Origin of the sequence: Bradyrhizobium sp. TM233, from assembly GCF_036247965.1 — a bacterium.
GTDB lineage: Bacteria > Pseudomonadota > Alphaproteobacteria > Rhizobiales > Xanthobacteraceae > Bradyrhizobium > Bradyrhizobium ottawaense.
Genome location: NZ_BTIG01000003.1, coordinates 795459 through 821646 on the forward strand (window position 1 = coordinate 795459; position 26188 = coordinate 821646).

A 26188-nucleotide genomic window follows, 5' to 3' on the forward strand; every position below is an offset into this window, starting at 1 on the left:
AAAATAATTTCGCGCAAGTCCCCCTTGCTGGCCGGCTCGGACAAAGACGCCGTTTAGTCGCCCCTGAATACCGGCTTGACCTTGTTGGCAAAGGCCTCGAAGGCGCGCTCGAAATCGGCCGTGGTCATGCACAGGGCCTGGGCAACGGCTTCCGCCTCGATCGCCTCCTCCACCGACATTGCCCATTCCATCGCCAGCATCCGCTTGGTCATGGTGTTGGCGAAGGTCGGCCCTTCCGCAATCTGCCTGGCCAGCAATTGTGCCTGGGCCAGCACCTGCTCCGGCGTCACGATGCGGCTGAAGAAGCCCCAGCGCTCGCCCTCTTCCGCGGTCATAAACCGGCCGGTGTAGAGCAGTTCGGAGGCGCGGGACTGCCCGATGATCCGCGGCAGGATCGCGCAGGCGCCCATGTCGCAGCCGGCAAGGCCCACCTTGTTGAACAGGAAAGCAACCTTGGTCCCGCTCGCCGCGAGGCGCATGTCCGAGGCCATGGCGACGATCGCACCGGCCCCCGCACAGATGCCCTCGACCGCGGCCACGATCGGCTGCGGGCAGGCGCGCATCGCCTTGACGAGGTCGCCGGTCATCCGCGTGAAGGCCGTCAGCCCCTTGGTGTCCATCTTCACCAACGGGCCGATGATCTCGAACACGTCACCGCCGGACGAGAAATTGCCTCCAGCGCCGGTGACGACGATGGATTTGACCTCGTCGTCCAAGGCGCAAGCGCGGAAGAAATCGGTCAGTTCCCGGTAGCTTTCGAACGTCAGCGGATTCTTTCGTTCGGGCCGGTTGAGCGTGACCGTCGCGACGCCGTCGACCACCGCCAGCAGGAAGTGCTGCGGCGAATAGTCCGCGAGCGGAATGGTGACGGGATTTGCTGGTCTGCTCATGCGATCTCCTTGGTGTGTTCGTTCCGCGCCGCTAGATTTCGCCACCAGCCACCGCGATTGCCTGCCCGGTGATCGCACTGGCTCCCTGCCCGCACAGCCAAAGCACGGAATCCGCCACCTCTTGAGGCGCGATCAGGCGCCCTTGCGGATTGTGCTTGGCGAGCTCGGCGATCGCCTGCTCCCGGCTTCGTCCCGTCTTGGTCATGATGTTCTCGATGCTGCCGGCGACGAGGTCGGTGTCGGTGAAGCCCGGGCAAACCGCATTCACGGTCACATTGCTGCCGGCCAGCTCGAGCGCAAGCGAACGAACGAGACCGACCGCGGCGTGCTTGGCCGCAGTGTATGCGCTGACATAAGCATAGCCCTTGAGCCCCGCGGTCGACGCAATCACGACGATGCGGCCATACGGACGATCCTTCATGCCCGGCAGCACGCCGTGGATGGCATGGACGACGCCCATGAAATTGATGTCCATCATGCGCGCAAACAGGGCACTGTCCGACTTCGCGAATGGTGCGGATTCGGCGCTGCCCGCATTGGCGATCAGGATTTCGATCGGCTTTCGCGCCTGGGCCTCGGCGATGGCGGCCTTCAGAGCGATCTCGTTCGAGACGTCGGCGACAGCCGCAAAATGCGCGGCGCCTGCATTGACCGCCTCTTCGAGGACCGCTGAGTTCCGACCGACTATCGTCACAATGGCGCCGGCGCCGACGAGAGACGCCGCGATCGCACGGCCGATGCCGCGGCCACCACCGGTCACCAGTGCGTGCGGCGAGTGCGGCAATCCGGACATGCGCTGGCTCCCTCGGATCCAATGATCGTTCCTCCGATATATTTTAACCTTCAAATTTTTGCAACGAAAGCGGTGCTCGCCGCCGCGACCGTCAGGGCACGAGAGGGCGGCCCGAAAATTGCTTTAAGTATAAAATTATCGCTTCCCATCCCCCACAGGCCTGTTAGCATCAAGGGCCAAGCAAAAGGATGTCGCGTGTCGCAGCCTGCGCCAATGATAACAAAGGACGGACGCTTCGCCTACGAAGCCGCGGGCGATCCGAATGCGATACCTCTGATCTTCCTGCATGGCATCGGCGGCGCAGCGCGGGCCTGGCGGCGGCAGCTTGCCACATTCGGTGGCCGCTTCCGCGCAATCGCATGGGATATGCCGGGTTACGGCGGTTCGACCCCGCTCGCCAGCGTCAGCATCGCTGCCCTGGCGGAGGCGCTCCAGCAATTCATCGAACAACTCGGTGCAGCCAGACCCATTCTGGTCGGTCACTCGATCGGCGGCATGATCGTGCAGAAGTGGCTGGTGCAATCACCGAAACCGGCACGCGCGGTCGTGCTGGCGCAGACCAGCCCGGCCTTCGGCAAGGCCGACGGCGACTGGCAGAAATCGTTCATCGCGGCGCGGCTCGGGCCGCTCGATCGCGGGGAGACGATGAAGTCGCTGGCGCCCTCGCTGGTGAAGGAGCTTGTCGGGGACGATCCCGATCCGAAAGGGATGGAGCTTGCACGCGAATGCATGGGGAGCGTGCCCGAGGCAAGCTATCGCGCCATGATGCTGGCTCTCATCGGCTTCGACCAGCGCAGCGCGCTTGGGGATATTTCCGTCCCCACGCTGCTACTGTCGGGATCCAGGGACAACAATGCGCCCGCGCCCATGATGGCGAAAACGGCGACGTACATTCCCTCGTCCGAATATGTCGAGCTCGCCGGTGTCGGCCATCTCGCCAACCTCGAGCGCCCCGATGCCTTCGACGAGGCCCTCGGCCGGTTCCTGAATTCCGTTACGACCAAAACGTAAGGTGACTGCGCAATGACCATGCAAGTCAGCAAGACGATCGGCACGACTGACAAGGTCGCGCTGGATGCGCCGATCTTCGATCCCATTGCATTCCGCCTCAGCGACGAGCAGGCTGGCATCATTGCGCGGGCAAGAGAAATCGGCCAGAGCGTGTTCGCCGCTCGCGCCGCCACTTACGATCGCGAGGCGACGTTTCCGATCGAGAATTATCGCGACCTGCACCGCGTCGGTCTGCTCGGCATTGCCGTTCCCAAGAAACACGGTGGGCTCGGCGCGAATTATCAGACCTATGCTTTGGCGGCCGCCGAGATCGGCCGCTATTGCGGCGCGACCGCGCTGACCTGGAACATGCACGTGTGTTCGACCCTCTGGTCGGGGCCCCTCGCCGACGATCTCGACATGGACGCCGAGACCCGGGCCGAGCACGAGCGGCGTCGCGCAGTCCACTACAAGCGCATCGTCGAAGATGGCGCGATCTATTCGCAACCCTTCTCCGAGGGTGGAGCGGCCGCCGCAGGCGGCGTCGCCTTCGGCACGGAAGCAAGGCCGGTCGAAGGCGGTTGGATCGTCAACGGCAAGAAGATTTTTGCATCGCTCTCCGGCCACGCCGACTATTACGGCGTGCTCTGCACTGAGATCGAGGAAGGCGAGAAGGCCTCGCGCCGCAACACGCTTTACCTCGCGATATCAGCCAAGTCCGAAGGCATCTCGGTCGTCGGCGACTGGGACCCGCTCGGCATGCGAGGAACGGTTTCGCGAACGCTTCTGTTCAAGGACGTGTTCGTGCCGGCCGACTCTGCACTGATGCCGCGCGGCGTCTATTTCCAGGCCGCGATGCGCTGGCCGCACATGTTCCTGACGCTGTCGCCGACCTATATGGGCCTGGCGCAAGCGGCCTATGATTTCACCGTGCGTTATCTGCGCGGCGAAGTGCCGGGCATGCCGCCGGTCAAGCGCCGGATGTATCCGACCAAGCAGATCGCGGTCGCGCAGATGCAGATCAAGCTCGAACAGATCAAGGCGGTCTGGTTCCAGGCGGTCACCGAAGCCTGCGCCAATCCGAGCAAGGAGCAGGTGCTGCGGGCCTATGCCGCGCAATACTCGGTGATGGAAGGCGCCAACGAGCTCGCCGCGCTCGCGATCCGCACCTGCGGCGGTCAGGCCATGCTTCGATCGCTGCCGCTGGAGCGGATCTATCGCGACAGCCGCTGCGGCTCGCTGATGTTGCCCTGGACCGCCGAACTGTGCCTCGACCGCATCGGACGCGAGGCGCTCTATGAGACCGGCGAGACGGACGACTGACGGTGGACCTCTGCAGTCTGATCGATCGCAACGCGGCGTTCGCGCCAGACAAGACGGCCATTGCCTTCGAAGGGGAACGGCTGAGCTATGCGGCGTTCGCCGCACGTATCGAGCGCACCGCGACGGCATTGAAGCAGGAGCTCGGCGTCGGCCGCGGCGACCGCGTCGCCATCCTCAGTCTGAACCGGCCGGATTACCTGGTTCTGCTTTATGCCTGCGCGCGACTTGGCGCGATGCTGGTGCCGCTGAACTGGCGGCTCGCCGTCGCCGAGCAACTCTTCATTCTCGCCGACGCGGGCGCCAAGGTACTGGTGCTCGAGCAGGCCTTCGAGGGTGTTCTCCCCGAGCTTGCGCCGGGGACGTCCCTCGTCGGCCTCGACTTCACGCCACCTCGCGGCACAGCATTCGAAAGCCTGCTGACGCGCAGCGATGGCGCCGGCCGAAATCCCCACACCGATCTCTCCTGCCCGCTGCTGATCGTCTACACATCGGGGACAACCGGGCGGCCGAAAGGCGCGGTGCTGCGCCAGGAGGCGCTGTTCTGGAACGGCGTCCTGAGCCAGCACATGCACAACATGACGTCCGACGACCACGTGCTGACCGTGTTGCCATTCTTCCATGTCGGCGGCCTCAACATCCAGACCACGCCGGCACTGCAGCTTGGCGCGACCGTCACGGTCCATGCGCGCTTCGCGCCGGAGACCGCGCTTGCAGCCATCGAACAGGAGCGGCCGACACTCACGGTCATGGTGCCTGCGATCATCCAGGCGGTGAGCGAGCATCCTGCCTGGGCGGCCACCGATCTTTCGTCACTCAAAGCCGTCGCCACCGGCTCGACCATCGTGCCTCCGCATCTGATCGAGCGTTTCGTCGCCCGCGATGTGCCGGTGCTTCAGGTCTACGGCTCGACGGAAACCTGCCCGATCGCCGTCTACACGCGGCTCGGCGGCGACCTTTCGCGCGCGGGATCGACCGGTCTTGCCGGCCTGTGCTGCGACGCGAAGGTGGTCGATCATGCCGGCAACGAACTGCCCGCCGGCACGCCGGGCGAGATCGCGGTACGCGGTCCCAATGTGTTCTTCGAATATTGGGGCAACGAGGCCGCAACGCGCGACGCATTGCACGACGGCTGGTATCGCACCGGCGATATCGGCCTGAACGACGCCGACGGCTATTTCTGGGTCCGCGACCGCAAGAAGAATATGATCATTTCAGGCGGGGAAAACGTCTATCCCGCCGAGGTCGAGCGCGTCCTGCTCGAACATCCCGACGTCAGCGAATGCGCCGTGATCGGCCGGCCGGACCCGCGCTGGGACGAGGTGCCGATCGCTTATGTCATCCCCCGATCCGGCTGCCGGCCCGAAGCGAACGAGCTGAGAGCCCATCTCCAGGCGCAACTCGCCCGCTATAAGGTGCCGCGCGAGATCGTCTTCGTCGCCGACCTGCCGCGCACCGCGCTGGGCAAGGTCCAGCATTTCCTGCTGAAGCAGCTTGATGCGCAGTCCCGCGCGCAAGGAGAGGCATCTTGAAGATTGCAGTTCTGGGTGGGGGAAACGGCTCGTTCGCGGCCGCCGGCGATTTTGCGCTGTCGGGGCATGAGGTGCGGCTTTGGCGCCGCGATGCCGGCCAGGTCGCGGCACATCGCGCCGCCGGCTCGCGCATCCTGGTCAAGGATCACAACGGCCGCCACGACGTGACGCTCGCGCTGGTCACGACGGATATCGCCGAGGCCGTCAACGGCACGGAGCTGATCCTGTGCCCTGCTCCTGCCTTCGCACAGACCGATATCGCTCGCCTGCTCGCCCCGCATCTGCGGGACGGTCAGGTCGTCTTTCTGCCGCCAGCGACATTCGGTTCGATGATCTTCGCAGAGGCTGCGCGGGAAGCTGGGAACCAGGCCAAGGCAAGCTTTGCCGAAACCGGTACACTGCCGTGGCTCACCCGCAAGCACGGACCGTTCGAGGTCGCGATCACCATCCGCGCCAAGCGGCTTCCGGTCGGCGTATTCCCGCTCGACCGGGCACCGCATGCGCTCGAAGTCATCGGACGCGCCTTCCCCGATACGATCGAGCCGTGCGGAGACGCGCTGTCCGGGGCGCTGATGAATGCCGGCCCGATCATCCATCCGCCGCTGATCGTGATGAACGCCGGTCCAATCGAGCATTTCGAGAGATGGGACATCCACAAGGAAGGCACGCAAGCCGCGACCCGGCGGGTGACCGACGCGCTCGACGCGGAACGCATCGCGGTCCGCGAGGCACTTGGTTACGGTGCACCGCATTTTCCGCTTGCTCACCATTATGCGAGGGAAGGCGAGATCTGGATGTATGGCCGCGGCTCGCACGACCGGCTGACGGATTCAGGCGACTGGCGCGAGCGAATCGTGCTGACGGAGCATCGCTATATGCGTGAGGACCTGCGGCTTGGGCTGTCGCTGCTCGTCTCCGTCGCCGGCCTGGCCGGCGTGGCCACGCCGCTGGCCAAAGCGCTCCTGTCGATCGGCGGCGCGGTCTGCGGCGAGGATTTTGCGCAAGGTGGCCGAACGCTAGAGACGCTGGGGCTCGACAATCTCAGCAAGGCTGAATTGCAGACGCTGCTTCGCAATGGATTTTGACCGATGACCAACCGGGCCAATATCGTCTGTCTGGGGGCTGGCCGCATGGGACGCGGCATCGCCGTCGCGTTTGCCTACGCTGGGCATCAGGTCACGATGATCGACGTCAAGGCGCGCTCCGCGGAGGAGTTCGCCAAGCTGGAGGCGGACGCGATCGGCGAGGTCGCGAAGACCTTTGCCAGCCTGTCCAAGCTGGGGCTGCTGACGGAGGCCGATGTCGATCCGCTCATCGCGCGCGTCTCGGTGGTGCCCGCCAGCCAGAGCGAGGCAGCGCTATCCGACGCCGGAATGGTTTTCGAAGGAGTCCCTGAAGTCGTCGAACTCAAGCGCGAGGTGCTGGGGTCAGCCTCACGGCAGGTCCGACCCGACACGATCATGGCATCGACGACGTCGACCATCCTCGTCGATGATCTCTCCGGCGCGATCGTGAACCCTCGCCGCTTCCTCAACGTGCATTGGCTCAACCCAGCCTATCTGATCCCGCTGGTCGAGGTTTCGCCCGGCAGAGCCACCGATCCCGCCATCGTCGACGAGGTCAAGGGACTGCTCGAAGGCATCGGCAAGGTGCCGGTCGTCTGCGCGGCGACGCCCGGCTTCATCGTTCCGCGCATCCAGGCGCTGGCGATGAACGAGGCCGCACGCATGGTCGAGGAAGGCGTCGCCAGTGCCGAGGAGATCGACAAGGCGATCCGCTACGGTTTTGGCTTCCGCTACGCCGTGCTCGGACTGCTCGAATTCATCGACTGGGGTGGCGGCGATATCTTGTACTACGCCAGTCGCTATCTCGAAGGCGCGCTCGGCAGCGACCGCTACCGCGCGCCGGACGTCATCTCACGCAACATGCATGAAGGCAGGATCGGCTTGCGCACGGGTGCCGGCTTCCTCGACTATTCGGGCATGGACGTTGACGCCTATCGCGTAAAGCGGCTTCAGGCCATGGTGGATCTGCTCCGCCACTTCGACCTGGCTCGCCCACCCGTGCTCGACCGCAATTAGCCGAATACGTCCTGGAGCACGCCCTCCCGGACCACAGCAACGCCATCGAGCTCGATGGTCGTCCCCATCATCGGCAGATCGAAATGCCCCGCCGTGTAGCGGCCGGCAAATTCGTTGGCGCCGGTCGAGAACAGGAAATTGCCGGAGACAGCCCGAATCTCGGTGCCATTGGTGTCGCGCTGGTCGTACATCGACAGCGCTTCATAGCGCGCACCGGGGTTCATGCCGAAACCGACATGCGAGACGGCATAAGCCTCGCGATCGCCCCAGGCAGCAAGATAGGCGCGCATCATCGCGGCATCGGTGCCCTCGCCTTCCAGCTCGACGACATAGTCGTCTTTCAAGGTCATCTTCACCGGTGAGGCCAGGTAGCGCTTGAAGGTCAGGTTGATGTCGCCGGGCGCCATCACCAGCGTGCCGTTGATGGTCCCGCTCTTGGGGAAACTGACGACGATTCCGCCGGGCCAATGCGCCAGCGTGCCGGGCTTGTCGGTCCAGCCCCACACACCGACCGTGGACGCACCGACCATGTCGACGTCCAGCGCCGTGCCGGCCTTCGACGTCACCCGCATCCGCTTGGTCCCGCGCAGCATCTTGGCCGCCGCCCGAACGCGCTTCTCGAGTGCGCTATCCGGCACCATCCGCTCCAGCGCTTCGGGATGCTCGTTGGAGATCACCAGGATCCGTGCGCCGGCCTTGAGGATCTCGGGCGTCTCCACCGCGTGCATCAGACCTTCAATGGTGCAGTCCACCACAAAGCCGGCCTGCTGAAGCGCGGTGATGACCGGGCCAAGGCGCTGGATCGCCTCGCTCGCCCCCGTTGAGCGAACCGGCACGATGTTGCGGTTACGCGGTGTCGGCATCACCACGTGAAACGGCCGCGCGCCCATGCGCAGCAGCGCCAGCTCCGCCAGATGCACATTCAACGCACGCGACTGGGTTTCCGACAGGATCGCCGCGGTATCGCCGGCCTTGACGGCGCAGCGTTCAAAGATCTCGCAGAATGCGTCGATCCATTTTGCCTCGATGCGATCAGCCAGCATGGTTCACTCCCGGTCTTCTGCTCTTCTTGGTCAGTTCACGCCTCGGGAAAGCCCCGCAGCAGGTACGAGCGTAGCGCCCCGAGCAGGCCATTCAGGATCAGGCCCAGCAGCGAGATCGTGATCAGCGGTACGAACATATCGACGGCCTGGAAAGTTCGCGCCGCGGTCACGAGCGCGTGCCCCAATCCGTCCGTCGACGTGATCATCTCGGCCAGAAACACCACGATGCAGGAAATGACAAGCCCGATCCGGCATCCGGTCAGGATCGACGGCATCGCCGCCGGCAGCACCACCTTGAAGAGGATTTCGTAGCGCGGTGTTCCCGCTGCCATCGCCGACCAGATCAGCTTCTGCTCGACAGTCGACGCACCGTAATAGGTCGAGAGCAGAATGGGGAAGAGTGCGTCCGCGGCCACCAATGTGATCTTCGATCCGTGACCGAATCCGAGCAAAAGCAGGAGTGCCGGATAGAGCGCGACCTTGGGCAGCGGGGCCAATACGCGGACGATCGGCCGAACCACGGCATTGATCGCCGGATTGGCGGCGGCAGCAATGCCAATACCGACACCCAGCACGACCGCAATCGCGAACCCTGCAAACAGCCGGATCAGGGTTGCCGCGATCTCCTGCTGAAACGTCCACGTAACGAGCTGCTGGAGCAGCCGGCTGAAGACGAAGCCCGGCGGCGGCAGCAAGACCGCGGGCGCGAAGCCGAATGACACCAGGCCTTGCCACAACGCGACAACCAGCACGATCGGGGCAATCCCGAGAAGGACGTTTGCGGAGAGAATGCGCGACATCACGAGAAGCTCAGCGGCATGTCGAACTGCGGCTCGGACCAACGCACGAGTCTGGCACGAACCCTTTCAAAAATCGCGTCGAGACAGATTCCCATCGCGCCCACGATGATGATCATCGCAAAGACGGTGTCGTACTGACCCATATCGAGCGCATTGAACAGGATGTTGCCGGCGCCGGACTGGCGGGCGATCATCTCGCTGGTGATCATCGTGATCAGCGCCAGCACCAGTCCCGTGCGGCAGCCGGTCAGGATCTCCGGCAGCGCCGCGGGCAACACGATCCGCACCAAGCGTCGTGCGGGCGAAAGCCCCATCGCGGCACCCGACCACAGCATCTTCTCTTCGACAGCCTTGGCACCCTCGAAGCTGTGATAGATCACGGGGAGGCTGACGCCCAGAAAGATCACCAATGTCTTGGTGACGTCGCCGACGCCCAGCCAAAGCATGATGATCGGCATCAAGGCGGCCTTCGGCACCGGATAAATCACCATCAGGAGCGGATTGAAAAAGGCCGCGACGCCCCGGCTGCGTCCCATCAACAGGCCCAGCGGAATCGAAACCAGCACCGCCACACCGAACCCGATCGCCATGCGGCGAAGCGAGGCCAGGATGTTGATCAGGGATTCCTTGTCGCCGAGAATATCCGGAATTGCCTTGATCGCCTCCATCGCGGTCGGGAAGCTGTCGTTCTTCAGCGCAAGCGATGCAACCTGCCACACGGCCAGCAGCCCGATGCAGGCCAGCACCGGAGCGGCCCGTCTGATCAAGGTGGCCGACGACATCATGATGCCGGCCCGGCTTCGTCGCTTTCATCGAACATGCGCTCGATATCGACGATGTACTTCTGATAGCGCGGGTCGAGCAACAGCTCGTTGCGGCGGCGCGGTCGCGGCAGATCGATGTCGATGACCTCACGGATGCGGCCGGGCGATTTCGACATCATCACGACCTTATCCGAGAGAAAGACCGCCTCGTCCACCGAATGGGTGACGAACAGCACCGTCTTGCGGTCGCGCTCCCAGATGTTGAGAAGGTCGTTCTGCAGCCGCGTCCTTGTGTGCGCGTCGAGCGCACCGAACGGCTCGTCCATCAGCAGAACTTCGGGATGGTAGGCGAGCGTCCGCGCCAGCGCCACGCGTTGCTTCATGCCGCCCGACAATTCCTTGGGGTAGAAACTCTCGTAGCCCTTGAGGCCAACCATCTCGATCAAGGCCCGGCTCTGCGCTTCCGCCTCGGCGGCGCGCACACCTTGCTGACGCGGGCCGTACATCACGTTGCCCAGCACGGTCTTCCAGGGAAACAGGGCAAATTCCTGGAACACCGGCCCGCGATCCGGACCGGGCCCCGTGATCGCATGTCCCTTGATCTTCGCCGAGCCGCTGGTCGGGCTGACAAAACCACCGACGATATAAAGCAGTGTCGACTTGCCGCAGCCGGACGGCCCGAGGATGGAGACGAAGGCGCCCTCCTCGATCGTCAGCGAGATGTCGGAAAGCGCCACGTGATCCTTGCGCGCCGAAGTCTGAAAGACCTGCGAGACGCGGTCGATCTCGATGATCGCAGAAGCCGGCTCTTGTGATGTCACCGGTCTCACCCATTCGCTCGATCTCGCAGGCACTACCGTCATCCCGTCTGTCGCCTCACTCGCGCGAACATTTCTCGACGAACCCGCTGAACGTCCTCCGTCAGCGGCACGAGCTTAGCAAGAAACCTGCCAGACAGGCGGTCGTTTTCGCACCCGTGCGGTGGGTCATTCGAACCACGGCCATTCTGCCGGGCCTTCATGCGTCACGGCTCCACCCGGCGCCTGCCCAACCAGCCGCGCGTACTTTGCAAGCGCGCCCGCCCGGTGACGCGGCGGACGTTGCTTCCAATCGCGTCGCCGCGCTGTGAGCTCCTGCTCATCGAGCAGCACATCCATCCGCCGGTTTGCGGCATCGATCCGGATTCTGTCACCATCGCGAACGAGCGCCAGCGGACCGCCGACAAACGCCTCGGGGGCCACGTAGCCGATGCACATGCCGCGGGTCGCGCCGGAGAACCGGCCATCGGTGATCAGCGCCACCTTCTCGCCCATGCCCTGTCCGTAGATCAGCGCGGTGACGCCGAGCATCTCGCGCATGCCGGGACCGCCGACCGGCCCCTCATTGCGGATCACGAGAACCTCGCCCGCCTTATAGCTGCGGTCACGAACCGATGCGACGCAGGCTTCCTCATCCTCAAAAACGCGCGCCACGCCTTCGAAGAATTGACTCTTCAAACCTGCGACCTTGATCACCGCACCGTCGGGACAGAGATTTCCCTTCAGCACCGCTACGCCGCCGTCAGGCATGATCGGCGCGCGGGCCGCATACACGACTTCTCCATCGGGTGCGTTGGCGGTGCCATACTCTTCGGCAAGTGTGCGGCCGGTGATGGACAAGCAGCCGCCATCGATATGCCCGCTCTGGATCAGCTCACGGATCACGACTGCCGCACCGCCGATGTCGTAGACGTCCTTCGCCGTGTACTTACCCCCGGGGCGCAGATTTCCGATCAACGGCGTCCTGGCAAAGACCTCGCCTACATCATCGATCGTGAATGCAATGCCGGCCTCATTCGCGATCGCCGGCAGATGCAGCGCGGCGTTGGTCGAGCCACCTGTCGCAGCGACGATCGCCGCGCCGTTCTCGAGGGATTTCCGCGTCACGATGTCGCGCGGCAACGGCCCGCCGCGGGCCAGCATCTCCATGATCAGGCGTCCGGCGCGCCGCGATATCTGCGCACGCTCGGCATAGACACCGGGCACCATCGAGACGTTGGGAATGGTCAGGCCCATCGCCTCCGAGACCATTCCCATGGTGTTGGCGGTGAACTGGCCGGCGCAGGCGCCGATCGTCGGCAAGCAGGCACGCTCGATCCGCTCCAGCGTGGCGCCGTCGATCTCACCAGTCATGAAGCTGCCGACAGCCTCATAGGAATCGAGCACCGTCAGCGTGCGCCCATCCACGCGGCCCGGCAGCGAGCTGCCGCCATAGATGAAGATGGAGGGCACGTTACAGCGAACCATGCCCATCATCACGCCCGGAAGCGTCTTGTCGCATCCGCCGTATCCGATCAGCGCATCGTAGGCCAGACCATGGACGACGGCCTCGATCGAGTCGGCGATCAGCTCGCGCGAAAACAACGAGAACTTCATTCCCTCATGGTTCATGCTGATGCCGTCAGAGACCGACACGGTCGAGAATTCGCGCGGCGTGCCGCCGGCCTCCTCGATGCCCGTCTTGGCCGCGGCCACCTGAAAATCGTGGGTCATGTTGCAGGGCGTCTGCTCGCCCTTCATGCTCACGACGCCCACCATCGGCTTGGCAATCGCAGCGTCGTCGAGCCCCATCGCGCGCATGAATGCGCGGTGTGGGGCCCGGTCGAGGCCGTCAGTGGTGACGCGTGATCGCAATTTCTTCATACGTGCATCTTCCCTCGTCCCGGATCATCTGGAACGCCGCCACCACTTCGTTCGGATCATCCGACTGGCCGCCTACTGCAGCGGAGCAACGATCGTCGGATGCTTGAACTGCGCGACATCCAGTTTCGGCAGCATTCCGGTCTCGGCGTAGATGTCCAGCATCTTCTGGATCGCCGGAAAATTCGGCGCTGCACCTGGATCACGGCCAAAATCGTTGTCTTTGAGCAGGTAGGTCTCAAGCACCGGGATGGGCGCCTTCAGCACTTCATTGACGACCTTGAGAGTCTCCTCGCGGTTCGCCAGCGCCTTCTTCATGCCCGAGGTAATATCACGGACATAGGCCTTGACCAGTTCCGGGTTCTTGTCGACGAAATCGGCACGGCAAGCTTCCAGGATATGCACGATGTTCGGCATGGCCTGAGACAGCGAGAAGAGCTTCCTTGTACCGCCCTTTGCCTCAGCCCGCGCCGCGAACGGCTGGTTCATGTTCACCGCATCGACGCGGCCTTGGCGCAATGCATCCTCGGAGACGGCAAAGCCGACCTCGACCAGCTTGATATCCTTGGTTGGATCGACGCCATTCTGCTTCAGGAGCAGGTTGAACGGGCCTTGCGTGCCGCCGCCGATCACGGAAATGCCGACCGTCTTGCCCTTGAGATCAGCGATCGTCTTGATAGGCGAGTCATCCATGACGGCCCAGTAGACCGAGAAGCCGCCCGGCTTCTCGAACACGTGCTGCGCCACGATGTAGGCCTTGAGATTGCCGCCGACCACACCGTTGGCGAGCGACAGCGGCGCCTGCGTCGCGCAGTCCAGCGCGCCGGCTGCCAAGGCCTGCGTCATCGGCGCGGTGCCCTGGAATTGGGTCCATTCGATATTGTAGGTCTTGCCGAGATTGGGAAATTCAGCCGGGCGGCGCATCATCCAGTACTTCGATTCCTCGGCCGGGATCGTCCAACCGACGCGGATCGTCTGCTGCGCCCATGACGGGCTTGCCCCCGCGCTCACGGCGGCCGCCGCCCCCAAAGCCAGGATCCATCTCGAAACGGTTCGCATCGTGCCCACTCCGCTGCTCCGGCGCCGACCGGCGCCACCCAACCCCGACCGGGTTCAAATCTTTCATGGTTCAAACAATCAGGCAAGCCACGCGAGCCGGGCGGTTTTGCCGTCCGATGCGCAATGTATAGTAAAGCGGCGTCGCGCTGCGGCAGAAGGAGGCAACCTATGGCTGATGCGAGCAAGGCAAACCCGCAAGACGCCGAGAGGCTCGGCTATCTCGGCCTTGGCCTGATGGGAACGCCGATGACCCGACGCCTGCTCAAGGCCGGCTATCAGGTCACTGTCTGGAACCGTTCGGAGGGCAAGGTGGCTCCGCTCGCCGAGGCCGGAGCCAGGCGCGCAGTCACGCCTCGTGATCTCCTGACGAACTCCGATATCGCCTTCATGTGCGTGACGGATGCCGCGGCCGTCGAGGAGGTGATCTTCGGGCCTGACGGGCTGGCAGCGGTGCCCGGCGCAGGCAAGCTTGTCGTCGACTTCTCCTCGATACATCCCGACGCCGCGCGCGATCTGGCCAAGCGACTGAAAGCCGCCAATGGCGCCGGCTGGATCGATGCACCGGTTTCCGGCGGAACGAAGGGCGCCGAGGAAGGCACCCTTGCGATCATGGCCGGCGGAGAAGCGGACGAGATCGAGAGGGTACGCCCCTACGTGCTGGCCATGGCGCGCAGGTTCACCCACATGGGCCCTATTGGCGCCGGCCAGACCACGAAACTCTGCAATCAGGTGATCGTGGGATGCGCGATGGCCGTGCTGGCAGAAGCCACGCGCCTGGCCGTCAACGCGGGTATTGACGCCAATCGCCTGCCCGAAGCGCTCGCCGGCGGCTTCGCGGACTCGATCCCGCTTCAGCTTTTCGTGCCGAGAATGGTGCAAGGCATTCACTCGCCACCGCTCGGTCACATTGCCACGATGCTCAAGGATCTCGATACGGTCGCCGACGTCGCGCAGGCGACATCGACACCGGTGCCGATGGCCTCTCTTGCGGGACAACTTTTCAGGCTCGCCAAGGCCGCGCGCGGCGCGGAAGCGGACGCGCTGGAGATTTACAAGCTTTCAGCGGCGGAGCGCTAAGCTGTCGAGCGCGATCTGAAGTCCATCAAGGCGACGTCTTGCGCTCGTCATCCGCGAGGAATCGGCCGAACGCCCCCCGCGCGAAGAGCAGCGGCTCCGTTGTGTTGTAGGTATAGGCCTCGACCGCGCCGAGAAAGATCACGTGGTCGCCGCCATAATAGCGATTCACGGAGCGGCATTGAAAGTTGGCGACGCTCTCCGCAAGCACCGGCGCTCCGCCGAGGCCCGGCGCCCAGTCCACACCTGTGAACTTATCGTCCGACGACTTGGCGAATTTTGTCGCAAGCGCCTGCTGCGAAGCACCAAGCACGTTGACGGTGAAATGGCTGGCGTTCTGGAAGATGGTCAGACTCGAGGAATAGACGACCAGGCTCCACAGGACCAGCGGAGGGTTCAACGAGACGGAGGCGAACGAATTGCAGGTCAGCCCGTAGGGCTTGCCGTCAGGCGCTGCGGCCGTGATGATCGTCACGCCCGTTGCATAGGTTCCGAGCGCGTTGCGAAAGTCGCGAGGATCGATCGACGAGCTGTCGCTCGCGAACTCGTTGGCGGGATCGGGAGCGCCGGGCTGCTGCGGCAGATCATTCATCGGCCGGCCTCACAGCGTGAGATTTTCGGACGGCAGGCCCAGCGCCACGCGTCCATAGTTGGTCCCGGCCGCATCGAAGTTGAATGCGAGATGCGAGTTGATCGCGTGCGCATCGCGAAATTGCCGCTGCAGCACACCAGTTGTGAACAGACCGCGCGCGCCGCTCGCGGCAAACAGCATCGAGACCGCGTCCGTGCACAGGTTTACCGAAAAAGATCCGTCGCGCCGATAACGGGTCTTGGTCGCCATGTCAGGGATATGACCGCGCCGCGCGTCCTCCATGGCATCAAGGCACGCCGACCGCATGACCAGGCGCGCGGCGTCGATCTTCGCCGAGGCCTCCGCGATCTTGATCTGGGTGCTTTGAAAATCGCTCAATTTGGCCCGGTTGTAGGTTGAAATACGATGGCGTGCGACCTCCGTATAATCGTCGAGGCACGCTTGCGCATTCCCCAGCGCAACACCGGAGAGGACGTATGGGAACAGCGAGAACACGGGGAGCGCATACAGCGGATTGGGATTGACCTTGCTTCCCGGCGTCGTGCCGCCAGCGAGGTCGCCGACGGCGACGGTCATATGGTCCGCCACGAAGACGTCCCTGACCTCCACGTCGCAGGACCCCGTCCCGCGCAGTCCCGCAACGTTCCAGGTGTCCAGCACGCTGTAATCGCCTTTCGGCAGCAAAAAGATGCGATACTCGATGCCGTCGGCCTCGTCGTCGGAGTAGACTACGCTTGCGAGCATGTTCCATTCGCAGGAGGCAACGCCGGAGGAGAATGGCCAGCTGCCGCGAAGCTGATATCCGCCGTCCACTCGCGTGGCCCGTCCGGCGGGAAAAATGAACGAGGACGCGATCAGCGCATCCGGATCACGGCCCCAGACCAGATCCTGCGCCTTCTGCTCGAACATGCCGAGCATCCAGTGGTGGCTCGCCAGATTGGCGAGATTCCAGGCCACCGATGCATCCGCCTGTCCGAGCAGCTCAGCGCAGTCGACAAGAGCGACATAGTCGAGCTCGGCGCCGCCAATCCGTGCCGGTTGGAGCATCCGGAACAGGCCGGCTTGATGGAGATCCATCTCGGTTTCCGATGGGAGATGCCGCAGCTCCTCCGTCCGCACCGCCCGCTCTCGTAGTCGCGGCACGAGGGCCTGGGCCTTCGCGATCATCGCCGCATAGGCGCGTTCGCCTGCTTCCGACCCGGTGGGCTGACCCATGCTCGGCTTTCGACCAGGCGCCATTCGTGTCCCTCACTTTCACATATTTATGCGGCCGCTCCTTCGCCAAATCAAGCCAATGCAGCCGGCATCACGAAGCATCGATTCGCTTGCCGCGCGATGCCTGTTGCGAGGAGACTGACAGCCGGCCTAAACCGGCGTCGAGGGCTTTCCCGAGCCAAAGACGCCTTTCCGGCTAAACTCCGTGATCCGACGCTCGTCATAACCGAGCATGCTGCGCAAGACGTCCTCGGTATGCTCACCTAACAGGGGGGCTGCAACGGGATCGACGGGGCCGGTCAGGCTCATGGTAATCGGCGGCTCGATGTTCGGCACCCATTCCGCTGTACGGTGCGGAATGCGGCTCAAGCGATGGCGCTCGCGAGCCTCTGGCGCATTGAACCCCTCCTCGACCGTCCGGAGATAGCCGACCGGAATATTGGCCAGCTTCATTTTCGCCATCCAGTTCTCGAGCGTATCGCTGGCAAAGACCTCTGCAATGGCTGCGCGCAAAAGCTCCTTGTTCTCGGAACGGGCCTTGCGCGAGGCAAACTGCGGATCGGTGATGAGATCTGGCCGGTTCAGCACCTCGACCACGAGCCGGCGATACAGCCGATCGTTGGCGCAAGCCATGTAGAGCGGCCCATCCGAGGCTTCGTAGACGCCGACCGTGGGAGACCCGCTGGGCGAATTGCCGAACCGGCCGGGGTTTTCGCCGTTGATGAGATACGCCATGCCGTAGAAGCCAGTCATCCCCATCGCAACGTCGAACAAGGCCACTTCGACATGCTGCCCGCGGCCAAGCCGGTCCCGCGCCAACAGCGCGAGCAGGATGGCGTTACAGGCAGACATCCCCGTCGCCATGTCCACGATCGGAGGGCCGGTACGAACCGCCGGACCGTCGGCAAATCCGTTGAGCGACATGAAGCCGCTCTCCGCCTGCGTGATGGGATCGAAGCCGGGGCGGGAGGCGAACGGTCCGGAGCGTCCGTAGGCCGAGATCGAGCAATAGACCAGTCGTGGATTGAGCGGGGCGACCGCGTCATAGTCGAGCCCGAACTTCTTCATGACTCCGCTCGAGAAATTCTCCACAACCACATCCGCCTTGCGGATCAGATCCAGCACGATCTCGCGGGCCTCTGGCACGGCAAGGTTGAGCGCAATGCCGCGCTTGTTGCGGTTCAGGCTGAGATAGGCGGCGCTTTCGCCGCCAATTTCCGCATGCTCATAGGCGCGCGTGTCGTCGCCGCCGTCGGGATTTTCGATCTTGATGACCTGCGCGCCAAAATCTGCAAGCGTCTGCGTGCAGGCCGGGCCGGCGACGACACGCGTGAAATCGATGACCAGCAGACCGTCGAGCGCACTCGGCCCTTCCGTCGCGCGCGGCGAACGTTCCGGCAATTGAGGCTTGGTTGGCATCGATAGCGCTCCCTTACATCGGCTTATGGCCGCCGAATTTCCTGCAGGAGCAAACTTAAAGCCCGGCGCCGCCAACTTCGCAAGGGCCTCGCTCGCTTCACCTGAAACGCAAAAACGGCCCGGCAGCTGTCAAGCTGCCGGGCCGTTAGATATTTGAGCGTACGGTGGCTGCGCGCATCTTGCGCAGCCACTCTAGTCCGAGAAGGTCACGTTCCGCATCACGGGAAACCACTCCAATTACTCAGCGCAGCCACTTTCGCCAATAAAGCGTATGCGACCAGGCCCAGGGCGATTCGGGCTCGTACAGCCGATAACCCGCATGGATGAAATTATTGGCAGATACCGGGTTGTCCGTCGTATCGGAGACGATGCTGTCCCATCCAAGACGCCGCCCTCGCGCCTCGATCGCCCGCATCAGCCTGAGCTGAAGTCCCCGCCCCCAATGCCGCTGCAAGACGCCGACCCGACAAAAATATCCGCTGTTTCGTGCATGCGTCGACGGCACGACGCCGGCGAAGGCAACCGCGTCATCATCGTGGTAGCCGAGCCACCACGATCCCGATTCGAACTGCGGCAGGTTTGCCCCACCGAAGAATGTCAGCCGGTGCAGATCGCCGAGAATTTCGGCGGTCTCATCGTCGTCCGCATCGACGATACGAATTCTGTACATGGGATAGCCTATTTGCAGGGGTGATCGGGAGTGCGCAACCGGCGAATCCATGGCGGTCGAGGCTCACTTGCCCAGCACGACCTTGATCCCGAGCCAGACCGCACCCATCAGACCGGTCGCAATGACTGTGATCACCGCCTTGAAGGTGTAGCTCTGCGCCTGTTCCACGCTCTTTCGCCAGCGCCGCAGGTGCTGGAAGTCAGCTCTGAATTTCAATTAGAGATGTGTGGTAGATCAAAATCGCGCGGAGTGCCGCGTTCGCAACAGACGCCTTCGGTCGTAGGCTTCAGCAACGCCTCGAAGTTCTTGGCCTCGGAATTTTCAGAATGGACAATGGCTACGCTCGCTCGCCCTAGGGCAAGCCGGTGCGCCTGCGCCACATCGCAGACCAGTCTTCGGTGTTTGGAGTGTCGGGTTGTCGTTGCAGAGCTTGACTGGCACCAGCAAAAACGCCGCCTCCGGCAGGCGAAGGCCAGGTTCCGTATCGTCCTGCAAAGTCGTTTTGTGGCGAAGACGGAAACGAAGCGTCGGGCGGAATAGCGGGCACCGGTACGGGATCATTCGAGTTGAAAGCAGATCGATCCGATTTTCCGGCAGGCATCCTCCTCAAGACCCGCACATCTTCGGCACGGGTCCGCGGCACCATATCTGCGTCTTGCAGATACCGCTGATACTCCGGAATGTAGGCCGGCGCGGGAATTGGATCGAACGGTCCCAGCACATCGGCAAACGCACCGGGGTCGAGAACATTACCCGCCGGATCCTTGATTTGATAATGGACGTGGTGGTGCCCTGGATTACCGTCCTTATCAAAGACACCGGTATTGCCCATCGTGCCAATCACTTGACCCGCCGCAACCACATCGCCAACCTTCACCTTCCGAGAGTTGGTATGCAGGATCTGGTGCCGCAAGCCGTTGTTGTCTCTGATCGAGATTGTCCCCCATTGATCGTCACCGGCGCGCTCGACGACGCCATTCGCGGGAGACCGCAATTCCGGGTGGTTCGTGTTCAGCCGAGCGCTTTGACCACCAACATAATTGAAATCGATGCCCCGGTGCGGGTTGCTTGCTCCGCGCGGCCTGCCTGTCACCGCGGCGTATGGACTCGTGACATGAGGCGAGATGTCCCCGACAGGCTGAAGAATGCGTCGCATCATGTCGTCCCACATCTTGGAAATCCTTGTGAGAGCGAGAGAGATTCACGCGAATTGACAAGCAGCCGCCCTCGCCGTTTCACCAGCGGGCGACGGCTTGCTCAACTCTCGCTAATTGACTAACTATTTCGCGCGGTGGTTTCGTGGAGGACATACCGCGTGCGCCGACAAATGGGGGGCTGACATGAAAGGAGCTATTCGTCGCGGAAGTCTCTCTGCGGCTGCGACGGTTGCTCTGGCACTTCCTGCCTTCGCACAGGAACAGCCTGCTCCCACATTCGAAAAGTGGCGCCCCAAGGCCGGCGTCTACGCCGAACCTGGCAAGAGCTTCCAGTCGAACTGCGATGAAAGTGGCGGACTGACAATCGATCTCAGCAGGAAATCGGTCAGCGGTTACGAATGGGTCTGCAAGGTCAAGAACATCAACGATCTCGGGCCGGGTTCACTGAAGGTTGACATGGTCTGTGACGATTACAATCTGGCGCAGAACCTCAACCCGCGCGACCCCAACTGGGATAGTAGAAGATTCAACGAGATCATGTTCATCAAACAGCTCGATCCGGCAGCGATCTCCGTTCAGAAGAGCCTGAACGGGAAGCTCAAGGATCCTCCCTGGCGTGCGGCCTACTGTCCTCCGAAGACCCAGCGCGCGCTTACTGAGGCCACGCTGAGAGCCAAGGCAGAGGCCAGGCAGAAGGCCGAAGAAGCCAAGCGGAAGGCCGAAGTGGAGCTCACTCTCAAGAGCGCTCATCCGCAAGATGGCGTCTACGCCGCGGCAGGCGCCGATTTCGAGGAACGTTGCGCGAATTTCAGCGACACGGTCGTTGCGTTCGCCAGGAAGTCGATCGTCACGGCCTCGAACAGATGCGAGATCTTCCGCACCCGGGTTCAGCTTCCCGACACGGTCCGGATCGGCGCCGACTGCACATTGCAGCCGGCTTCAGACAGGGACGCCGTCAGCGTACCGAATGTGGACACGGCTCCGGAACGCGAGAACCTGATGTTCAAGAAGACCGACGACAGGACCGTCATCCTCTGGATCATCAAGGACGGACACTTCACCGGCGATGGCCGAAAGCTGTCCTATTGCGGCGACCAGGTGCAACGCGCCTATGCCAGGCAGCGCCGGACCGGCAAGCAGACCGGGAACTAGGGATCACCGAAACGAAAGTCCGCGGCGGGGTGCTTCCGCGCGGGCCAGAGGCGCAATCCAATCGCCAAACCGCCCGGCAAACGTCGAGCTTTGATCCGGCGTTACGGCATCACGATCTGCAGGACGCTCGGGCACGCCCACCGCTCGACCTGTGGCTTCAAGAGCTAGTCCGGACTGCGGACGCCGCACACGTTCCGACGGCGTATCGTATCCTCCACCGATGAACGCATAGTCCCGCTGGATGCCGCGCAGTGTGTCCGGGATAGGTAGCCGGTGTTGGCTCATGATCTTCGCCCTCGGGTCCTGCGCCAGTGTATCTGCAATATCGGACAGATACTCATCATCGATGCTCGGGAGCAGATAGAGTCCCGCGTTCATGGAGACTGCATTTCATAGACGCAACAAGAACATCGTCAACCGTAGGGTTTACTTCCCCGGAAGTCCGATGGCCTATTGTCCGGACGAGTTGCAGCGCTTGCATGGCGACGGCATGAGCGAGAGCTGATCTTAGCTCGATCAATTACCATCGCGCGGACGAGCATCCTCGCTGCCGATCGTCTCCGGACGCACGATGATGCGCTCGACCCGGTGGACCAATTCCGGCGCACCGTCTTCGCCAGCCTCGACCGGTTGTGCGGCCTTGCCCCAGCCGCGATCGAGAATGGCGTTGGCCGCGGAGAGGCGCACGGCCGGCGTCGCGTCGTCACTGCGCATGATGCCGACGAGAACCCTGAGGGCCGTCCTGGTATGGCCGCGCGCCAAAGATCGGATCTCGGTCAGGGTCCGCGCCCTCGACGTCTTCCTGACCGCCGGCGCACTCTCTGGATCGTTTTCCATATCCTTGCTCACGACAACATCTCCCACAGCACGATTGCGACCAGGCCCGCGAGCGCGAGCGATATCAGATAGGCGGTCATCATTCCTCCCAAAAGAAAAGAAATGCGGCGGCAGATCGCGCAAGGCGAGGCGCGATCGTTTCGGGCGCGAACCCTATCTCCGTGTCTTCCCGGAGACCGCAGCGGCGCGGGCGATTGGCCCCGGCGCCGCGGGCCGGCACGTTCGCGCGTGCACGGCCAGCAATGGTTCGGACGGCGGCGCGCCGATCGGCGCTCCAGGTTTGACGAGTGCGTGGCCGTAATGCGCCGCCGCCGTCCGATCTCGAAAATCGAGACGAAAAAACCCGCGGCGGACGTGCTCCGCGCGGGTGAACCAAACTTCTTTCGATGATGCCATTCTGCCAGTGTTTTGCCCGACGTGTCAAACGAACTTACAGGCCCGGCGAAAGTTAGCCGATCAGGAGGATCGGTTTGATGACACTTGAGATGACGTCACCTGAGACAACGCGAGAATTGCCCGGAGCCAAGCCGCGCATCGACAAGGCGCGCGAGAAGGAGGCGATCGTCGAAGACGCGGGCGAGACAAAGGACGAGGATCGTGATCTCGTTCACGGCGATGGCGGCACCATCGTCATCCCCACCAAACCCGGCGATCTATCGAAGGACGATTAGAGGGACCGGCGCGCGTTTCGATGACGCCGTTCTGCTGGTGTCCTGCCCGAAGTCTCGGCATGCGGCGGGGCCTTTGCGGGAACTTACCCGACAAGAGGCGCGTTGACTGCTTCGTCAGAAGGAACGTTCCCGCGATGAGCCACACTGTCCTGGTTGTTGACGACGATCCCGCCGTCCTCGACGTGATCGTCGGCATGCTGGAAGATCTCGGCTGCGTGGTGATCAGCGCCCAAAGCGGCCCCGATGCACTCGACCGGCTCGAGCAAAACCAGGACATCTCCATCCTCATCACGGATATCAACATGCCCGGCATGGACGGTCATGAACTGGCCGAGCTGGCCAAGCGCGTCCGCCCGGAGCTGAAGATGCTGCAATTGTCGGGTCGCGAGCCCCGGCGCGGCGGCCTTCCGATGATCAGGAAGCCGTTTTCGTTCGAGGAGCTCGCCGACATCATGCAGCGGACCACAGGCGTCTGCTGACCGTCCAATGCCGCAAAAGAAAACCCGCCGCAGATCGCTCCGCGCGGGCTGAACCAAACTCTTCTGATGATGCCATCATGCCGGTGTTTTGCCCGACGTGTCAACGCGGCGAAAGCGGAAGAGAAAGCCCCTTCTCCCAACCCAATATGTGGTGCGCAACGGGCTTGCTTCAAGTCCCCGCCTCTGCCGTAGAACCCCCGACCCAGGAAACATCCAAACCAACCAGCCGAGGGGTCACGACATGCCCGTACTGCTTCCGACGTCCCGTTTACGCCGTCAGCCACAGGGAGCCGACGCGCGGAACCAGATGCCGCCCGGCCATGCTGTGGTGATCGCCGGCGGCGGCCCGACCGGCTTGATGCTGGCCGCGGAGCTCGCGCTTGCAAAGGTCGATGTCGCCATCCTCGAGCGGCGCGCGAGCCAGGATCTCGTCGGCACGCGCGCCGGCGGGTTGCATGCCCGCAGCATCGAGATCCTCGATCAGCGCGGCGTTGCCGATCGCTTCCTGCGCGAAGGACAGATCGTCCAGCTCGCGGGCTTTGCCTGGACGCGGCTCGACATCAGCGATCTCCCCACCAGGCACGCTTACGGGCTGGCGCTGCGGCAGAGCCGCATCGAGCGCATCCTGGCGGACTGGGTCGAAGAGCTCAAAGTGCCGATCTATCGCAATGTCGAGCTCACGGGCTTCGCGCAGGACGAAACCGGCATCGACGTGACGCTCTCCAGCGGCGAGACCTTGCGCGCAGACTATCTCGTCGGCTGCGACGGCGGTCGCAGCCTGGTGCGCAAGGCCGCCGGCATCGATTTTGCCGGCACCTCACCGACGCTCAGCAACCTCATGGCCGAGGTCGAGATGCGCGAGGTGCCGGCGTGGGGCCTGCGGCATGATGGGCTCGGCTTTCACGGCCTCAGCAAGACCGAGAGCGGCCGCGTGCTGGTCGTCGTGACGGAAGCAACGCTCGCGCGCACCGGCGAGCCCTCCTTGCGCGATCTCAGCGATGCCCTCGTCGCGGTCTACGGCACCGACTTCGGACTGCACAATCCCGCCTGGATCTCCCGTTTCACCGATGCGGCACGGCAGGCCGCGACTTATCGCAACGGACGCGTGCTGCTCGCCGGCGATGCCGCGCATATCCATCACTCCGTCGGCGGGCAAGGCCTCAACCTAGGTGTGCAGGACGCCGTCAATCTCGGCTGGAAGCTGGCGCAGGTGGTCCATCGCATCTCGCCGGACAGCCTGCTCGACAGCTACCACGCCGAGCGCCATCCCGTCGGCGCGCGCGTGCTGAAAAACACCATGGCGCAGATCGCCCTGCTCCGCCGCGGCGACGACGGCCTCAAGGCCGCGCGCGAGGTGATCGCCGACCTGCTCGGCATGGACGAGCCGCGCAAACGTTTCGGCGCGATGATGAGCGGGCTCGACATCCGCTATGATCTCGGCGAAGGCCACGCGCTGCTCGGGCGGCGCATGCCCGATCTCGATCTTATCGTCGAAGGACAGAAGCTGAGATTATTCTCGCTGCTGCAGGAGGCACGGGGCGTTCTGGTCAATTTTGGCAAGAGAGGCGGCGTTGCCGCAACGCCCTGGGTGGATCGCATCAATGTCGTCGACGCCGGTTACGACGGCGCCTGGGAGCTTCCGGTCATCGGGCAGGTCGCCGCGCCAGACGCAGTGCTGGTGCGGCCCGACGGCCACGTGGCCTGGGTCGGGAACGAGAACCAACACGGGCTTGAGGATGCGTTGACGCGGTGGTTCGGGCCGCCTGCGGCGGCGTAGCGCCCGTACTCCTGAATTGGGCGCTTAGTTCGGCGGCCCCTGATGTCCGCTCGTCTCTCCAGACGAGCACAAACAGCGGACATCATCGAAGGTCGCCGATGGGCCAGTTGCGATCACACTCCTTACTCGCGCGGAACTGCAGCAGCTTGATCGACGAGATTGGTATTGGCCGCAAGTTTATGCGAGCGCGCAAAAACGATCCGAGACGTGGCAGGTATCTCGGCTTCGGCTCTACCGTCTTGGCCGATGAGGATCAATCCGGCGCCGCCATTTGCTACATTCAGAATAATCGGATCCCCGCTCCAGGTCATGATCGGTTCCATTCCGATGATGAGGAACTCGCCCACGGGCTGGTCGAAATATTGGATGCGCAATTGTGGTCCGACCTCTGCCGGTGCGAGTTCAAAGCCGAGTTTTCGAGCCCGTGAGTATAGGTCAGCTAACGTCACACTATCGCTCGTGAACCCAAGTTGCGTCGGGGAGACGAGTGCAAGCTCCATGTCTGTCTTCTGAGAAGCAGTAATAAAGGACGGTCGGGCAAGGATTTCGCCCGCTTGGCCGCCCACACTGCATCGCATGCTGTCCATTGCATCGCGCAGCTTGAGTGAGTCGGCGAACGTGCCTATTGCAATTGTCTTCCATATCGCAATGTCACGCTCGGATTTAATAAGCCGTTGAGGCGCTTCGGACGCGCGTGTCTTGAATTTCAGCTGTCTCTCCAAAACATCGCGAGCTGCGCACTGGGTCTGCGCCGTACTGCTTGCGAGCTGAAGGATGCAAACTGAAAGGATTAAAACAACTAAGTAGTGGCACGCCGTGCTTCTGTTGTGGCGATTGACTGAAGTGCATTGAGTTATGCTTTTTGGAATGGACATGGCGGAATCACTTTTCCGATCGAGCTGACAGAAAAAGCCCGCCTCCGAGTCAAGGGGAAGAACGGAGGGAAATGACGTCCATGAACATTCCCCGGCCGCTTTTGAAATGCGTCCGGAGGCGGGGCCTATGGCTTCAAGAATTCCAATTTCCAAATTGCAGGCTGCAGTCCGTAAGCCTGATCAAGCCTGCCCATCAGACCTAAGGCACGATGGGAACGAAGCATAGCAATGTGGCTGCATCCGCTCAATATGCCAAAAGTCTGCTACGGGTCACTGGCGCTGCTTCGAAGGTCGGCCGGTTGCTCTCTCCCATTTGTCAA

26 protein-coding genes are annotated in these 26188 nt (G+C 63.0%); 10 read left to right on the forward strand and 16 right to left on the reverse strand.

What is annotated here, in order from left to right; genetic code table 11:
* Positions 1 to 53: 53 nt before the first annotated feature.
* Both AABA86_RS10705 and AABA86_RS10710 read right to left on the reverse strand, forming a co-directional pair.
* Positions 54 to 890: an enoyl-CoA hydratase family protein gene (locus tag AABA86_RS10705; RefSeq protein WP_338306678.1), complete on the reverse strand. Its 837-nt coding sequence runs from the start codon at positions 888 to 890 to the stop codon at positions 54 to 56.
* 31 nt (positions 891 to 921) lie between these two features.
* Entirely contained in the window at positions 922 to 1683 is a 762-nt protein-coding gene (locus AABA86_RS10710; RefSeq protein ID WP_338306679.1) for an SDR family NAD(P)-dependent oxidoreductase, read from the reverse strand.
* 195 nt (positions 1684 to 1878) lie between these two features.
* On the opposite strand from AABA86_RS10710, the gene AABA86_RS10715 reads away from it, so the two are divergent.
* The 5 genes from AABA86_RS10715 to AABA86_RS10735 are packed head-to-tail and all read left to right on the forward strand — an operon-like array spanning position 1879 to position 7606.
* Positions 1879 to 2694: an alpha/beta fold hydrolase gene (locus tag AABA86_RS10715; protein WP_338306739.1), complete on the forward strand. Its 816-nt coding sequence runs from the start codon at positions 1879 to 1881 to the stop codon at positions 2692 to 2694.
* A gap of 12 nt (positions 2695 to 2706) precedes the next feature.
* Positions 2707 to 3996, forward strand: a complete 1290-nt coding sequence (locus AABA86_RS10720) for an acyl-CoA dehydrogenase family protein (RefSeq protein ID WP_338306680.1) — start codon at positions 2707 to 2709, stop codon at positions 3994 to 3996.
* 2 nt (positions 3997 to 3998) lie between these two features.
* The gene (locus tag AABA86_RS10725; protein ID WP_338306681.1) at positions 3999 to 5525 is read left to right on the forward strand and encodes a class I adenylate-forming enzyme family protein; all 1527 of its coding nucleotides are present in this window, start codon (positions 3999 to 4001) and stop codon (positions 5523 to 5525) included.
* Complete coding sequence (locus AABA86_RS10730; RefSeq protein ID WP_338306682.1) at positions 5522 to 6610, forward strand: NAD/NADP-dependent octopine/nopaline dehydrogenase family protein; 1089 nt, start codon at positions 5522 to 5524, stop codon at positions 6608 to 6610. Before AABA86_RS10725 ends, AABA86_RS10730 begins: the two co-directional genes overlap by 4 nt.
* Before the next feature lie 3 nt (positions 6611 to 6613).
* Positions 6614 to 7606 (forward strand): 3-hydroxybutyryl-CoA dehydrogenase, encoded by a 993-nt coding sequence (locus AABA86_RS10735; protein ID WP_212250200.1) that lies wholly within the window; start codon positions 6614 to 6616, stop codon positions 7604 to 7606.
* Here AABA86_RS10735 and AABA86_RS10740 read toward each other — a convergent pair.
* From AABA86_RS10740 to AABA86_RS10765, 6 genes are all read right to left on the reverse strand, one after another.
* On the reverse strand, positions 7603 to 8649 hold the full coding sequence (locus AABA86_RS10740) for a peptidase M29 (RefSeq protein ID WP_212250202.1): 1047 nt from the start codon (positions 8647 to 8649) through the stop codon (positions 7603 to 7605). The genes AABA86_RS10735 and AABA86_RS10740 overlap by 4 nt on opposite strands.
* A gap of 35 nt (positions 8650 to 8684) precedes the next feature.
* Positions 8685 to 9449, reverse strand: coding sequence for an ABC transporter permease (locus tag AABA86_RS10745; RefSeq protein ID WP_445083456.1), 765 nt, complete (start codon positions 9447 to 9449; stop codon positions 8685 to 8687).
* Positions 9449 to 10234 (reverse strand): ABC transporter permease, encoded by a 786-nt coding sequence (locus tag AABA86_RS10750; protein ID WP_212250206.1) that lies wholly within the window; start codon positions 10232 to 10234, stop codon positions 9449 to 9451. Before AABA86_RS10750 ends, AABA86_RS10745 begins: the two co-directional genes overlap by 1 nt.
* On the reverse strand, positions 10231 to 11076 hold the full coding sequence (locus tag AABA86_RS10755) for an ABC transporter ATP-binding protein (RefSeq protein WP_212250208.1): 846 nt from the start codon (positions 11074 to 11076) through the stop codon (positions 10231 to 10233). The genes AABA86_RS10750 and AABA86_RS10755 overlap by 4 nt, the downstream gene beginning before the upstream one ends.
* Before the next feature lie 123 nt (positions 11077 to 11199).
* Positions 11200 to 12894, reverse strand: coding sequence for a dihydroxy-acid dehydratase (gene ilvD, locus AABA86_RS10760; protein WP_338306684.1), 1695 nt, complete (start codon positions 12892 to 12894; stop codon positions 11200 to 11202).
* A gap of 72 nt (positions 12895 to 12966) precedes the next feature.
* The gene (locus AABA86_RS10765) at positions 12967 to 13950 is read right to left on the reverse strand and encodes an ABC transporter substrate-binding protein (RefSeq protein WP_212250210.1); all 984 of its coding nucleotides are present in this window, start codon (positions 13948 to 13950) and stop codon (positions 12967 to 12969) included.
* Positions 13951 to 14118: 168 nt separating this feature from the next.
* On the opposite strand from AABA86_RS10765, the gene AABA86_RS10770 reads away from it, so the two are divergent.
* Entirely contained in the window at positions 14119 to 15027 is a 909-nt protein-coding gene (locus AABA86_RS10770) for an NAD(P)-dependent oxidoreductase (RefSeq protein WP_212250211.1), read from the forward strand.
* Between the two features lie 25 nt (positions 15028 to 15052).
* On the opposite strand, the gene AABA86_RS10775 is transcribed toward AABA86_RS10770, so the two are convergent.
* From AABA86_RS10775 to AABA86_RS10795, 5 genes are all read right to left on the reverse strand, one after another.
* Positions 15053 to 15616 carry a flavin reductase family protein gene (locus tag AABA86_RS10775; protein WP_338306685.1) on the reverse strand — a complete coding sequence of 188 codons (564 nt, stop codon included), beginning with the start codon at positions 15614 to 15616 and terminating at the stop codon, positions 15053 to 15055.
* 9 nt (positions 15617 to 15625) lie between these two features.
* A complete protein-coding gene (locus AABA86_RS10780) occupies positions 15626 to 16831 on the reverse strand; it encodes an acyl-CoA dehydrogenase family protein (protein ID WP_445083405.1) in 1206 nt (401 codons plus the stop codon).
* A 150-nt stretch (positions 16832 to 16981) separates the two neighbouring features.
* Positions 16982 to 18250: a CaiB/BaiF CoA transferase family protein gene (locus AABA86_RS10785; RefSeq protein WP_338306740.1), complete on the reverse strand. Its 1269-nt coding sequence runs from the start codon at positions 18248 to 18250 to the stop codon at positions 16982 to 16984.
* A 241-nt stretch (positions 18251 to 18491) separates the two neighbouring features.
* Positions 18492 to 18920: a GNAT family N-acetyltransferase gene (locus AABA86_RS10790; RefSeq protein ID WP_212250470.1), complete on the reverse strand. Its 429-nt coding sequence runs from the start codon at positions 18918 to 18920 to the stop codon at positions 18492 to 18494.
* Positions 18921 to 19272: 352 nt separating this feature from the next.
* A complete protein-coding gene (locus AABA86_RS10795) occupies positions 19273 to 20091 on the reverse strand; it encodes a M23 family metallopeptidase (RefSeq protein ID WP_338306687.1) in 819 nt (272 codons plus the stop codon).
* A 169-nt stretch (positions 20092 to 20260) separates the two neighbouring features.
* Between AABA86_RS10795 and AABA86_RS10800 the strand changes: the two genes are divergently transcribed.
* A complete protein-coding gene (locus AABA86_RS10800; protein ID WP_338306688.1) occupies positions 20261 to 21229 on the forward strand; it encodes a hypothetical protein in 969 nt (322 codons plus the stop codon).
* Positions 21230 to 21232: 3 nt separating this feature from the next.
* On the opposite strand, the gene AABA86_RS10805 is transcribed toward AABA86_RS10800, so the two are convergent.
* On the reverse strand, positions 21233 to 21607 hold the full coding sequence (locus tag AABA86_RS10805; RefSeq protein ID WP_338306689.1) for a hypothetical protein: 375 nt from the start codon (positions 21605 to 21607) through the stop codon (positions 21233 to 21235).
* A 138-nt stretch (positions 21608 to 21745) separates the two neighbouring features.
* Positions 21746 to 22066 (reverse strand): hypothetical protein, encoded by a 321-nt coding sequence (locus AABA86_RS10810; RefSeq protein WP_445083461.1) that lies wholly within the window; start codon positions 22064 to 22066, stop codon positions 21746 to 21748.
* Between the two features lie 473 nt (positions 22067 to 22539).
* Between AABA86_RS10810 and AABA86_RS10815 the strand changes: the two genes are divergently transcribed.
* The 3 genes from AABA86_RS10815 (at position 22540) to AABA86_RS10825 (ending at position 24993) form a co-directional block, all read left to right on the forward strand.
* Complete coding sequence (locus AABA86_RS10815) at positions 22540 to 22737, forward strand: hypothetical protein (protein ID WP_212250216.1); 198 nt, start codon at positions 22540 to 22542, stop codon at positions 22735 to 22737.
* Between the two features lie 134 nt (positions 22738 to 22871).
* Positions 22872 to 23216 carry a response regulator gene (locus tag AABA86_RS10820; protein ID WP_338306691.1) on the forward strand — a complete coding sequence of 115 codons (345 nt, stop codon included), beginning with the start codon at positions 22872 to 22874 and terminating at the stop codon, positions 23214 to 23216.
* A 241-nt stretch (positions 23217 to 23457) separates the two neighbouring features.
* Positions 23458 to 24993: an FAD-dependent monooxygenase gene (locus AABA86_RS10825; RefSeq protein ID WP_338306692.1), complete on the forward strand. Its 1536-nt coding sequence runs from the start codon at positions 23458 to 23460 to the stop codon at positions 24991 to 24993.
* 122 nt (positions 24994 to 25115) lie between these two features.
* Here the strand turns inward: AABA86_RS10825 and AABA86_RS10830 are convergent, their stop codons facing one another.
* On the reverse strand, positions 25116 to 25868 hold the full coding sequence (locus tag AABA86_RS10830) for a hypothetical protein (protein WP_212250222.1): 753 nt from the start codon (positions 25866 to 25868) through the stop codon (positions 25116 to 25118).
* Positions 25869 to 26188 lie beyond the last annotated feature (320 nt).

Excerpts from the sequence above, each read along its gene's own strand:
- AABA86_RS10805 (WP_338306689.1), bottom strand. The coding sequence starts at position 21,607 with ATGAACGCGGGACTCTATCTGCTCCCGAGCATCGATGATGAGTATCTG.
- AABA86_RS10765 (WP_212250210.1), bottom strand. The coding sequence starts at position 13,950 with ATGCGAACCGTTTCGAGATGGATCCTGGCTTTGGGGGCGGCGGCCGCC.
- AABA86_RS10710 (WP_338306679.1), bottom strand. The coding sequence starts at position 1,683 with ATGTCCGGATTGCCGCACTCGCCGCACGCACTGGTGACCGGTGGTGGC.
- AABA86_RS10705 (WP_338306678.1), bottom strand. The coding sequence starts at position 890 with ATGAGCAGACCAGCAAATCCCGTCACCATTCCGCTCGCGGACTATTCG.
- AABA86_RS10820 (WP_338306691.1), top strand. The coding sequence starts at position 22,872 with ATGAGCCACACTGTCCTGGTTGTTGACGACGATCCCGCCGTCCTCGAC.
- ilvD (WP_338306684.1), bottom strand. The coding sequence starts at position 12,894 with ATGAAGAAATTGCGATCACGCGTCACCACTGACGGCCTCGACCGGGCC.
- AABA86_RS10815 (WP_212250216.1), top strand. The coding sequence starts at position 22,540 with ATGACACTTGAGATGACGTCACCTGAGACAACGCGAGAATTGCCCGGA.
- AABA86_RS10780 (WP_445083405.1), bottom strand. The coding sequence starts at position 16,831 with ATGGGTCAGCCCACCGGGTCGGAAGCAGGCGAACGCGCCTATGCGGCG.
- AABA86_RS10750 (WP_212250206.1), bottom strand. The coding sequence starts at position 10,234 with ATGATGTCGTCGGCCACCTTGATCAGACGGGCCGCTCCGGTGCTGGCC.
- AABA86_RS10810 (WP_445083461.1), bottom strand. The coding sequence starts at position 22,066 with ATGGAAAACGATCCAGAGAGTGCGCCGGCGGTCAGGAAGACGTCGAGG.
- AABA86_RS10830 (WP_212250222.1), bottom strand. The coding sequence starts at position 25,868 with ATGTCCATTCCAAAAAGCATAACTCAATGCACTTCAGTCAATCGCCAC.
- AABA86_RS10825 (WP_338306692.1), top strand. The coding sequence starts at position 23,458 with ATGCCCGTACTGCTTCCGACGTCCCGTTTACGCCGTCAGCCACAGGGA.
- AABA86_RS10770 (WP_212250211.1), top strand. The coding sequence starts at position 14,119 with ATGGCTGATGCGAGCAAGGCAAACCCGCAAGACGCCGAGAGGCTCGGC.
- AABA86_RS10740 (WP_212250202.1), bottom strand. The coding sequence starts at position 8,649 with ATGCTGGCTGATCGCATCGAGGCAAAATGGATCGACGCATTCTGCGAG.
- AABA86_RS10745 (WP_445083456.1), bottom strand. The coding sequence starts at position 9,449 with ATGTCGCGCATTCTCTCCGCAAACGTCCTTCTCGGGATTGCCCCGATC.
- AABA86_RS10755 (WP_212250208.1), bottom strand. The coding sequence starts at position 11,076 with ATGACGGTAGTGCCTGCGAGATCGAGCGAATGGGTGAGACCGGTGACA.
- AABA86_RS10775 (WP_338306685.1), bottom strand. The coding sequence starts at position 15,616 with ATGAATGATCTGCCGCAGCAGCCCGGCGCTCCCGATCCCGCCAACGAG.
- AABA86_RS10795 (WP_338306687.1), bottom strand. The coding sequence starts at position 20,091 with ATGTGGGACGACATGATGCGACGCATTCTTCAGCCTGTCGGGGACATC.
- AABA86_RS10800 (WP_338306688.1), top strand. The coding sequence starts at position 20,261 with ATGAAAGGAGCTATTCGTCGCGGAAGTCTCTCTGCGGCTGCGACGGTT.
- AABA86_RS10785 (WP_338306740.1), bottom strand. The coding sequence starts at position 18,250 with ATGCCAACCAAGCCTCAATTGCCGGAACGTTCGCCGCGCGCGACGGAA.
- AABA86_RS10735 (WP_212250200.1), top strand. The coding sequence starts at position 6,614 with ATGACCAACCGGGCCAATATCGTCTGTCTGGGGGCTGGCCGCATGGGA.
- AABA86_RS10720 (WP_338306680.1), top strand. The coding sequence starts at position 2,707 with ATGACCATGCAAGTCAGCAAGACGATCGGCACGACTGACAAGGTCGCG.
- AABA86_RS10790 (WP_212250470.1), bottom strand. The coding sequence starts at position 18,920 with ATGTACAGAATTCGTATCGTCGATGCGGACGACGATGAGACCGCCGAA.